A 12,201-nucleotide genomic window follows, 5' to 3' on the forward strand; every position below is an offset into this window, starting at 1 on the left:
ATGATAACACACTATGTTAATATCTAAACCTAAAAAAAATTCTTCAATTTATTTTAAAATCACTGTAATTTCATTAATATTTTTATGTATTAATAATCTCTTTCCATTAAAGGCTTTTTCTTATGATAATAAAGATGATACTAAATTAAAAACCTTTGTGGAAAATATATTCATTAAAAAAAGTAAATCTATATTAACAGAAGATTTAGATTCTATTCATTCCCTATATAATACTAATAGTAAATATGGTCAGTGGGCTTATGAATATGAAGAAAGAAAAGTAAAATATATTAATAATTGGGCAAAAAAGCAGGGAGTTAAATTTATAGATATTACTCCAAAGACAGTAATTAAAAGTTCAAAAATTTCAGATAAAGTATCCTCCTTTTATGTATTATGCAATACAGAATACAAATATATATATGAGGATGAACCTAAAAAAATTAATACTTCAATAATTGGCACTTATCATTCCCTTCAGTTAACAAAAAATAATGATGAATGGATAATAACAAAGGAATGGTACACTGACCCCTTTGCTGACTCTTTAAAACTTGAAAATATAAAAGTAGATGCTATTAAAGAGTATATTAAAGCACAGCCTACTAGAGACTTTTCTAATATTAGTGACAAAAGAAAAAAAGCTATAGAATATGCAAAGGAATATTGTGGCTCTGCAAGTAATAATAAAAATGATTTTAAATATAATAAAAAATATAAAAATTTTAATTGTGAAGGTGGAGATTGTGCAAATTTTGCCTCACAAATACTTCATGAAGGTGGAGGCTTTAGAAAAAATATTACATGGAATTACTCAAAAGGAAGTGCAACAGCTCCTTGGATAAATGCTGATAAATTTAATAATTATATGATTTATAGTGGTAGAGCTTATGTTCTTTCTAGAGGAAACTATGAAAAGGTGTATAAAACCTCCTTTAAACTTCTTCCTGGAGATTTTATAGCCTACGAAAAAAAAGGCGATATAACTCATATTTCTGTTGTTACTGGTGCTGATTCAAAGGGATATCCTTTAGTAACTTGCCATAATACAGATAGAAATGATGTTCCTTGGGATTTAGGATGGAGTAATAAAAATATAAAATTTTGGTTAGTTAGAGTAAATTATTAATTAAGCTATAAAATCTTATTAATATATCTTTTAATTAATACTTCTATTTACAAAATATAAAACATTATTCTATATATAAAAGGCAAAATAATAAACTTACAACATTATTATTTTGCCTATTTCTATTTTCTAATAAATTATTTTACTATTTTATATAAACTACTATCCTTAGGTAATATTTCACTTATATCCCTATTTGATAATATATAAAGTTCATGTAATGCTCTTGTACAAACTGTATAGAATAAATTCTTATCATTTTCTCCTAAGTAATTTTCTCCATCAGCTATAATTACTCCATCAAATTCTAGGCCCTTAGCTAAATAAGAAGGTATAACATTAACTCCAACTTTAAATTCTGCCTTATCATTATCAATTAAATTTATATTAGGAATTAATCCTTTTAACTTTTCATAAACCATTTCAGAAATACTTTTATTTTTACAAATTACAGCTATTGATTTGTATTCTTTTTCCTCCATACTAGAAATAATTTTAGCTATTTTTTCTTCTAAGTCATTATTTACTATATGAATTTCTGGATTATTTCCTCTTCTCTCAACTGCTTCTATAGGTTCATGAGTATCTAATATTTCCTTAGTGAAACTAGTTATATTAAAGGTTGAACGATAACTCTTAGTTAATACAGCCTTCCTTACATTTTGGAAAATATTTATTATACTATCCTTATCTTTAACATTTGAATGTTTATCAATTCTTTGGTTAAGATCTCCCATAATTGTAATTGAAGCATCCTTAAAAGATCTCTTTATTATTTCATAAAATAATGGACTATAATCTTGAGCTTCATCAATAAGAATATGCTTAACTCTAGTATAATTTCTAAAACCCTCCATAGAAGCTCTTATATAAATTATAGGAGTTATATCTTCATAGTTAACTTCACCATAATTTAAATGATTTAATGTAAGCTCTTTTATATCTTCTAAATCTTTATTTGTATATTTTTTTATGTTTTCCCATAACATTTTATAAATTTCTACATTATTTAAAGTTTTAATCATTTCATCTACTTGTATATCAACTTGCTCTTTGCAGTAATCATAAAACTGTTTTTTATCTTCCACATATTCAAAATCATCATTATTTGATAAATATTTAGTTTCTACCTGAGAAAATAAACTTTCTTTAATTACCTTTATTCTATTTAAAAATGGTATATTGTTAAATCTCTTTAAAAAAGTATTTTCAACAGCCTTTTTACTTAATATTTGCTTATCATCAATTATAATTGGCTTAACTTTAGTTAAAAGATTTGGAATATCCCTAGTAAACTTATTTAATATTTCCATAAATTCAGTAGTATTTTTATATTCCATACCCTTAGTTCTTAATTTAAACTCTTTTTCATTATGGTGTTTTGAATAAATATAATCTAAATGATCATTTTTATTTTCATATAAATAATTAGCTGGTAAAAATGGCTTTGAATATAGCTCAAAAGTAGTTTGAAGTATATTAGTTTCTCCAAGTTCAGGTAATACATCTGAAATATATTCTGCAAAAACTTCATTTGGACTAAATATTAAAATATTATCAGCCTTAAGATCCTTTCTATGTTTATACAAAATATAAGCTGCTCTATGAAGAGCTATTGATGTTTTTCCAGAACCTGCTGCACCTTGAATAAATAATACTTTACTATCATCATTTCTAATAATGTCATTTTGCTCTTTTTGAATAGTTGCTACTATATTTTTCATTTTATCTGTAGCATTTCCTCCAAGCATTTGCCCTAAAGCCTCATCACATAAAGATTCATTTGAGTTATGCATAAAAACTATTTCACCATTTTTTATGTTAAACTGTCTATTAAATTCAATTGTTCCAGTTACCATTCTATTTGGTGCTTCATAAAAGGCATCTCCTATTTCAAAGTCATAAAACATTGTTGCAACTGGTGAACGCCAATCAAAAACTAGAAATTCAAAATTTTCTTCATCTTCAACAGTAGATAAACCTATATAAAAACTTTCAGCCTCTTCCCCATTTTCTTTAAAATCAATTCTTGCAAAATATGGTGAGTTAAGCTGCCTTTCAAGAGTTCTAATTCTATTTACCTTTCTTGAATGCATCTTTTCTTGTAATGCCACTTGACTACAATTTTCATTTATTTCAATCTCATCTAATTCACTTCTATTGTCCCAAAGAAATTTTCTATGTTTTACTATTTCCTTATCTTGTATATCCCTTAAGTCAATATATTTACTTAGTAATTCTTTTATTGTATTCTGTGTTAATTTCAAATAATTTTCTTCATCTAAATGTTCTCTACCTATTAGCATATTTAAATTTCTCCTTATATAAACGTCATTAAATTTTAAATTGTATAAGAAAATATGTCAAGTTACAATACTTTATTATATTTCTATTTATTTAAAATTTCCTTTTTAATATACTTTAAAGTTTTCTCTTCTCCATCCCTTGCAAGCATATTAAGTAAAAGCTCTAAAAGACTCCTTGTTTCCTCATGTAAAATACAATACTCACGCCTTGCATTATAATATTCTAAAGGACTTTTATCTTTATATTTTTCTTTTTCATAATTTTTTGATGCTGACATTCTATCTATAAACATTTCAACAACATAATTAACTGGCATTTTCATTCCCTTTAATCCATCCTTAGGATTAACTCCATAATCAATCCAATATTCAAAATGATGTTTGTTTCTGCCTTTGTGATGTAACCATGCAGTTGATAGTCCCTCAACTTCCTTTTGGACTCCATTTGGACTTTTATTTCCTCTATAATACTTTATTCCAGCCTTAAATTCCTCAAAGGAATACTTTGATAAATCATGCAGCAGTCCTTGTTTATATAAACCTACCTTAAAGCAATATTTCATTACAAGAAGTTTATGATTAGTAATTGTTTTAAAGTGATTAATTGCATTCATTCCTTTATTCCCCCTAAATTTTTGTCTTTAGTAATTCTACACTCTATATTATCATTTTTGGTTACTTAATGCATAAAAAATGTTCTACCACCTAAGTGATAGAACATAAAAATTATAAGTATCATTTTTTAATAGTTACAAATATAACTATAATTTAATTATTTTATTGTATTTAAAACATATTTTTTATAAAGGTCAAAACTCATCTTTTCTATAGTTGCACCTCTATTAATTTTTCCGCTTATAAAATTATATTCTGCTGATCCATAATTAAATGCAGGACTTGTTACTATAATACTTGTTTCTGAAGTTCTATAAACTACCTTTTTCTCTAATACTTCCTTTAGGAAATCTAATACTTCCTCATAGTTTTTTATAAAACCTGCACAAGTCATCTTAACTATAAATGAAAATAAATGATATCCTCCAAGTAACTGATACATTTCTCCATTTCTAGTATCAAAAACTTTATCTGTTCTATAAAAATATTTTATAGCTCCAAAAGTTAATGTATTATAATCATTATTTATTTCTAATCTATCATCTTTAATATCTTCTAAATCTTTTAATATATTATCCCAAGATATCCCCTTAACAACTGCATTATCAGTTATTACTTGAGTAAATCTTTCAATTGCATTATCCATATATTTATTTACATTTACTACTTTATCATTTATAGATACTGTATATTCACCATTTTCATATACTAAAGTTACTTTATCACCCATAACTCTTACCTCTTTTCTAACTAATAATGATTATTATATCATAATTAATTTCATCATTCTACAACATTAAAATAATAATACAATTTGCTTTATAATAATACAATTTGCTTTATGTTTTAAATTAAATTATCTTCCTTTAATAAATTATATAATGTTGGTTTAAAATTAAATTCCTTCATTAAATCTTTTACTTCCTTTAAAGACTTTTCTCTTTTTTCCTTAGATACCTTACCCTTTGCTCCTCTAATTAATATATTTTTAGGAGAGTGAGCTATATCTATAAATTCTAGAAGTTGAGTTTTATATCCAACACATTCTAAAAGATTTGCTCTAACTGAATCTGTCATAAGAGCTGCAACTCTCTCTTGTATTATTCCATATCTTGTAAGTATATTTAAAGATTCTGCCTTCATTTGATGATTTAATTCATGTTGACAGCAAGGAACTGAAAAAATCATTTTAGTATTCCACTTTATTGCATTATATAAGGCATAATCAGTAGCTGTATCACAAGCATGTAGTGTAATTACCATATCAACTTTATTGTTATATTTAAATCCATTAATATCTCCAAGTTCAAAATGTAAATTTTCATAATTATATCTTTTAGCTATATCATTACACTTTTTAATAACATCTTCTTTAAGATCTAGTCCTATCATTTTTACATTAATTTTTTTAATTTTTACAAAATAATAGTATAGTACAAAAGTTAAATAAGATTTTCCACAACCAAAATCTAAAATAGTAAGATCTTTATAATCATTTTTTTTGATTTCGTCATCAATAATTTCTACAAATCTATTTATTTGTTTGTATTTATCATATTTTGAATTAACAACCTTACCTTCCTTTGTAAAAACCCCTAAGTCTATCAGCGGTTCTATAATCATACCTTCTTTAAGTATATAATTCTTCTCTTTGTTATGACTCTTTTTTATAATATTTTTATTATCACTTTTTTTCTTACTTAAAAATATTTTCCCCTTTTTAGATATTTTCAAATCAAAAATAGAATCCTTTGACCAAGCTGAAAGTTGCTTGTAATTTTCTAATAAATACTCTAAAACTTTTTCTTCTAAAATTTCTTTATTAATATTTTCATGAAAAACTTGCTTATCAGTATATTTTTCTATTTGATAATATTCTTTTTTACTATCTCCCTTTAATGCAAATGTTATTTTATTATATTTAACATCCTTATTTACTTTATTACTAATAACTAACTTTATAATATCTTCACTAATAATTTCATTAATTACCTTATTTAAATCTTCCATATATTCATACTCACCTTATCATTTATTTAAAATTAATTTTATACATAATAATATAATAAATATATTATTTATATTAAATTATACATATATTCATATTACCAAAAAACTCTTTACACCTAAAGCTTTTATAATATAAAAACTATCTAATTGGTATTTCAATTCTAGTTATATACTCCTTAGGTGTACGACAGGTTAAACTATCTAAAATACAATATTCATAAGAATGTCCATAAGGAGTTAAATTACTCTTTTCTATTTCCTCTAATATCTCCTCATAAGTTTCTCCTACTTTATCATAGCCACCTTTATGATAAGATATTGCATACATTCCCTTAGGTTTTATTATTATATCATCCTTTTTTAATCTTTTATCTACTGGAGTAAAAACAAAATCTGCTGATGTATATAACTTATTTTCAATATTATCAACTGGTATCATTACTCCTAATTGATAATTATATGGATAATTTTTATCTGTTACATCCTTTAATAAATTTTTTAATGCAATATCTGTCTGTATAAGATTATAAGGTTTATTAACCTTTCTTATTGCCAAATAATCCTCATTAACTTCCTTAAAAGAAACTCTTTTCCCTAAAAATTTTAATTGCTCAAAGGTTTTAATTTTTTCTTCTAGCCTCTCACTTATAATACTAAGCTTTTCAACTTGCTTATCTAATTCTTCCTTTTGTTGTTTCATAAGTTTTAATGCTTTTTCATCATCTCTATCTTCTAAAAATTGTTTTATTTCTTTTAAAGGAACTCCTATTTCCTTTAATATAAGAATACTATCTAATATCTCCAATTGCCTAGGTGTATAGTATCTATATCCATTATGCTCATCTATAATTTCTGGCTTAAACAAATCAATTTTATCGTAAAAAATTAATGTTTGCTTTTTCATATTGTGTAGCTTAGCAAATTCACCAACTGTAAACTTAATATCCATTTAATCACCTACTTTAAATTTAATATTAATATAATTTTCAACTTTATATTTAATTTTTAATTTATCATTGACAATATAGTTACTATATCCTTTAAAATAGATATTGTCAATAAAAGGAATGAGGTCGATAAAATGAAAAAAGCTTTTACAAAAAAACAAAACTATGGTGAATTTTTAAAATATGTAGCTCCTTCTATTGTTACAATGGTATTTTTATCTTTTTATACTACAATAGATGGATTCTTTGTTTCAAGATATGTTAATTCAGATGCATTAGCAGCTATAAATATAGTAATTCCTATAACTTGTATAGTCTTTGGAATATCTGTAATGCTAGCCACGGGATCTGGTGCATTAGTTGGAATGAAACTTGGAGAAGGTAATAAAAAAGAGGCAGATAAACTTTTCTCTTTTATTACTATTACTTTAGGGGTTATTGCTATAATACTTACAATACTAGGATTAATATTTTTAAAACCTATTCTTATTTTTTTAGGAGCAACTGAAAGGTTACTTCCTTATACTATGTCTTATGGATTTATTACTGTACTAATGACTGTTCCTATGATGTTTAAATTATATTTTGAATACTATGCTCGTGTAGATGGTGCCCCTAAGCTTTCCCTTCTAATGTCCACGTTAGGATTAATTTTAAATATAATTTTAGATTTCTTATTTATAGTTGTATTTAAAATGGGAATATTAGGTGCTGCTTTAGGAACATTCTTTTCTATAACAATTTCAGCACTACTTGGATTTTTTTATTTCCTTGGTAAAGGCTCCCTTTTAAATTTTTGCAAAACAAAATTTTATGGAAAATTACTATGGGATTCTTGTTATAACGGAAGTTCAGAAATGTTTACAGAATTATCCACTGGAATAAGTACCTATCTTTTCAATATAAGTATTTTAGCCTTCCATGGTGAAAATGGTATTTCTGCAATGTCTATAATAATTTATATATATTATTTCTTTATAGCAATTTACTTTGGAGTATCTGTTGGAATATCTCCTATTATTAGTTTTAATTATGGTGCAAAAAATAAAAATAAAATAATAGAAAGCTTAAAGCATAGTTTTCTAACTATAGCTTGGAGTTCAATATTAATATTTTTACTTTCAATGTTTTTTGGAAAATATATAATTGGAATATTTACAACTGATATAGCTGTTTATAATATTGCAACCTATGGAATTAAATTATTCTCCTTTGCCTTCTTAATAATAGGAATAAATATATTTGTATCTGGTTATTTTACAGCTATTGGTAATGGAAAAATATCTGCCATTATTTCCATTTCACGTTCACTTATTTTCGTAGCAGCTACAATAATGATTCTTCCAAAATTTATAGGAGTAGATGGAATTTGGCTTGCTATTCCAGTTGCTGAACTCCTTACAATATTTATTACAATTTATTTTTATATGAAAAATGGACGAGTTTCCTCCTATATGGAAGATTAAATCTAAAAGAAAAATCCCCACTAAGTAAAAAAACACTATAACTTAGTAGGGATTATTTTAATTTAAATTACTTTTATATTATATATTTAATTTTTAATTATAATCATTTCTTTTAGCTGTTGCTTCATCTTTAATTTCTTCTCTCATTCCCTTAAGTGCTCTTTCTCTTCTTTCATTTTTTTCACTTAATTCTTCTTTCATATTTTCATCATCTGTTTTTTCAATCATCTCATTTGCAAGATGAATATTTTCTATAGTATTACTTATGTTACACTGAATTCTATCTACATTATCTCTTCTATCATCTGGTTTACTTTTCATAATCTTATTCCTCCCTTATACTATTTAGAAATTCAAGATATTTTATTAAAAAATATAAATTTCATAATCAAATACCTTCTATAATAGTTTGTCTAAAAAGCTTTCTCTTATACTTTTTATATTATGTCAAAGTTTTAATATATTATAAAAAAAGCACAGTAATAAACAACTAGAAATTTCATAATTTCTTTTAAGTTTATTATTGTGCTTTTCATAATATATTATTGTTTTAAAACATTTTTTTCTAATTTATTTTTATAAAATTATTCTAAGTCAGCTTCTACAGCAACTTGATTTTCTTGAGCTTTAGGAACTCTATTATATTTCTTAGTATAAACAATTAACAACATTACTGAAGCTATTGTATATATAACTGCTGTAATATAATAAGCTTTTCCATATCCATTTGGTAAACCAAATATAAATCTTTCTCCTATAATTCCAGCTATAACTTGAGCAAATCCTTGAACTATATATATTACTGCATTATAAGCTGGTCTTGCATCCTTTGTTACAAATTCCATTGGAAGTGATTGTTGTACTGGTAAAGCTGCATTCATAAATCCTGATCTAAAGAATAATCCAAGACCAACAGCTAATACCATATGAGCTCCAAAAGCTGCACCATTTGCAATTATTAACATAAATGGTATAGATACTAGAGCTAGTCCACCTAGAGATGTAACTCTTCCTATCTTCTTAACAATCCAAGGAGATATAATCATAAATATAACCATAGCAAAATATTGATAAGAAATAAGTGATGAGGTTGTTGCTCTATCAATTCCCATTCTACTTAAGAATACTGAGAAATATGGAGTTATTAGTGATGCTCCTAATCTTATTAAGAAAGCAAAAACTACAAATAAAACTATATATTTATTTAAGAAAGCATTCCAATTAAGTTTTTCTTTCTTCTTCTTAGTTTTAGCACTTCTATAATCTGTTGGTATTTCTTTAATAAATAAAATTGGTATTAAACATAAAACAGCTACTACAATATACATAAGTAACGCATCTCTATGTGCTGCTATATATGCTTGTAATTGAACTGGATCAAAACTTTTTATTTTTTCTGTTAATACTCTTGCTTGATCATAGCTAATTCCTAATCTTTGGGCAAATCTATAAGCTATTAATTTTCCTCCTGTCCATGTTCCAACAATCATACCTGCTGTATTAGTCCATAATGTAGTTGAGAAAACCTTTTCTCTGTTTTCCTCTGTAGTAAAACATGTTAAAAATGGTGATAAAATAGCATCAAACATACAAACTCCAATCATAACAATTGAAGCTGATATAGCAACTACAGGAACTGATTTAAATTTAGTTATAAGTACCATTCCTATTATAAAAGCTATTGGTGAAGTAATAAGAGTCTTTTTATATCCTATTTTAGGAATTACTAATAATATAAGTGCGCCACCATAAAATCCAACTCCCATTATAATTGACATACTAGCTGCTATTCCTTTAGTTGCTGTTGAAGCATCAAGGAAAGTAACCATTGTATCCATGGCAACTCCACCTAAAACACCCATAAATATGTATGCAATAATAAACATCCAACTATTAAGCTTAGCTCTTTTTTCAAAATCCATTATACTGCCTCCAATCATCTTTTGTTAAATTAATTATTACTAACCTAAATATATATTTTAAATTTATTTTTCACTTTATGAAAACCATTACAATGACATACAAAAAAATTTATTTCCCTTAAGTTACAAAAATAAATAAAAATATATATTATTTAAATTTATCCCTCCTTTTAAATTTATATTAATTAAATGCAATAAAAAATATATCAAACTATGCTTTTAATATATAATGAAATTACTTTGATATATCTTTTTACATTTTATTTTTGACTATAGTTTAATGGTTTTTTATTTTAAATATTAACAATATTTTCACATTAAAATTCCCATTTAATTTGTTGAATTTTCTAAATCTTTGGTACATTTATAACATACTACTATGCCTTTTTATTGTAAATATCATACATGTAAACTTTGTAAATTTTTTTAATTTATTGTATAAATTTTTATTTAAATTAATTAAGAAAAAATGTTAAATATAAAAATATACTCTACTTAAAGTTAATCTTTTAGCCGTATCACCTGTATTTCCTGTACTGTGTAATTTAGATACAACTCTTGTTAAAGTTAATCATCTGTGGAGCAGTCATATCTACAACATTTTGTGCATTTAAATACAACTCTTGTTAAAGTTAATCCTCCTTCAATTTCAATGTCTCCTTCTTTGTAAATAATTTAAATACAACTCTTGTTAAAGTTAATCTTTTATAGACCTTTAAAGTAGTTTTTGTCATTTGGATTTAAATACAACTTTTGTTAAAGTTAATCAAAAAAATATTGCAAATGAATTTGAATTTATAGAAAATTTAAATACAACTCTTGTTAAAGTTAATCAGTTCAACAGAAGCTGTAAGTAAGTTAATTGACTATAATTTAAATACAACTCTTGTTAAAGTTAATCATATCTTGTATTTTATTTTCTAAAGATTTTATCATATTTAAATACAACTCTTGTTAAAGTTAATCTTTTTATTTATACGGAAGTCCCCAAAACTGCACTAGAATTTAAATACAACTCTTGTTAAAGTTAATCCCAAAACGCTTGCTATCGTATCTAACTTCATCAATTATTTAAATACAACTCTTGTTAAAGTTAATCAAGAATAAAAAAATTTTAGCTAAAGACTTAGCTAAATTTAAATACAACTCTTGTTAAAGTTAATCAAAGAGAAAACAATAGGACCTATTACTATTGCCGTTGATTTAAATACAACTCTTGTTAAAGTTAATCATTTATCAACATCGAAATTAACCCCCTCAAATAATATTTAAATACAACTCTTGTTAAAGTTAATCTCTTCTTTCTATTGTATCTTTTGCATACCAGATTTTATTTAAATACAACTCTTGTTAAAGTTAATCGATATTCATTTTTGTAATTCTATGCATTTTACTTTGATTTAAATACAACTCTTGTTAAAGTTAATCATAACTATGATCCTCGAACACCAGCAGGACGAATGAATTTAAATACAACTCTTGTTAAAGTTAATCTAACTTATTAGGAGAAAATGCTTATAGATTTTTTAATTTAAATACAACTCTTGTTAAAGTTAATCTAGTTGGTTCTGAAAATGTATCTAGCATAGGATTAGAATTTAAATACAACTCTTGTTAAAGTTAATCGCTCCTGGAATTATAACCGCACCAAATATCTTCCATATTTAAATACAACTCTTGTTAAAGTTAATCTTAAGAACATTGCATAACATTCTGCAAAATATTCTTATTTAAATACAACTCTTGTTAAAGTTAATCTAATACCTAAATACTTTAATAGTATAGAAGAATGATTTAAATACAACT

At 24.9% G+C, this 12,201-nt stretch carries 9 protein-coding genes and 1 CRISPR repeat array (1 of these 10 running past the window's edge); of the genes, 2 read left to right on the forward strand and 7 right to left on the reverse strand.

The window, feature by feature from the left end:
* Window positions 1-13 precede the first annotated feature (13 nt).
* A complete protein-coding gene (locus J2S18_RS01140; protein WP_307482132.1) occupies window positions 14-1,129 on the forward strand; it encodes an amidase domain-containing protein in 1,116 nt (371 codons plus the stop codon).
* Window positions 1,130-1,266: 137 nt separating this feature from the next.
* Here the strand turns inward: J2S18_RS01140 and J2S18_RS01145 are convergent, their stop codons facing one another.
* The 5 genes from J2S18_RS01145 to J2S18_RS01165 form a co-directional block, all read right to left on the reverse strand.
* The gene (locus J2S18_RS01145) at window positions 1,267-3,435 is read right to left on the reverse strand and encodes a HelD family protein (protein WP_307482136.1); all 2,169 of its coding nucleotides are present in this window, start codon (window positions 3,433-3,435) and stop codon (window positions 1,267-1,269) included.
* A gap of 83 nt (window positions 3,436-3,518) precedes the next feature.
* Window positions 3,519-4,049, reverse strand: coding sequence for a DUF5662 family protein (locus J2S18_RS01150; protein ID WP_307482139.1), 531 nt, complete (start codon window positions 4,047-4,049; stop codon window positions 3,519-3,521).
* A 158-nt stretch (window positions 4,050-4,207) separates the two neighbouring features.
* On the reverse strand, window positions 4,208-4,780 hold the full coding sequence (locus J2S18_RS01155) for a hypothetical protein (protein ID WP_307482142.1): 573 nt from the start codon (window positions 4,778-4,780) through the stop codon (window positions 4,208-4,210).
* Window positions 4,781-4,896: 116 nt separating this feature from the next.
* Window positions 4,897-6,060 carry a class I SAM-dependent methyltransferase gene (locus J2S18_RS01160; protein ID WP_307482144.1) on the reverse strand — a complete coding sequence of 388 codons (1,164 nt, stop codon included), beginning with the start codon at window positions 6,058-6,060 and terminating at the stop codon, window positions 4,897-4,899.
* A gap of 139 nt (window positions 6,061-6,199) precedes the next feature.
* Window positions 6,200-7,009, reverse strand: coding sequence for a MerR family transcriptional regulator (locus J2S18_RS01165; protein WP_307482147.1), 810 nt, complete (start codon window positions 7,007-7,009; stop codon window positions 6,200-6,202).
* 132 nt (window positions 7,010-7,141) lie between these two features.
* On the opposite strand from J2S18_RS01165, the gene J2S18_RS01170 reads away from it, so the two are divergent.
* Entirely contained in the window at window positions 7,142-8,473 is a 1,332-nt protein-coding gene (locus tag J2S18_RS01170; protein WP_307482150.1) for an MATE family efflux transporter, read from the forward strand.
* Window positions 8,474-8,566: 93 nt separating this feature from the next.
* On the opposite strand, the gene tlp is transcribed toward J2S18_RS01170, so the two are convergent.
* Window positions 8,567-8,794, reverse strand: a complete 228-nt coding sequence (gene tlp, locus J2S18_RS01175) for a small acid-soluble spore protein Tlp (RefSeq protein ID WP_307482153.1) — start codon at window positions 8,792-8,794, stop codon at window positions 8,567-8,569.
* A 263-nt stretch (window positions 8,795-9,057) separates the two neighbouring features.
* Window positions 9,058-10,395, reverse strand: a complete 1,338-nt coding sequence (locus J2S18_RS01180) for an MFS transporter (RefSeq protein ID WP_307482154.1) — start codon at window positions 10,393-10,395, stop codon at window positions 9,058-9,060.
* A gap of 543 nt (window positions 10,396-10,938) precedes the next feature.
* Window positions 10,939-12,201: direct repeats of the CRISPR family, unit length 30 nt; unit sequence ATTTAAATACAACTCTTGTTAAAGTTAATC (it continues 1,532 nt past the right edge of the window).

The organism is Eubacterium multiforme (assembly GCF_030813415.1).
In the GTDB taxonomy this organism is placed as follows: Bacteria; Bacillota; Clostridia; order Clostridiales; family Clostridiaceae; genus Clostridium; species Clostridium multiforme.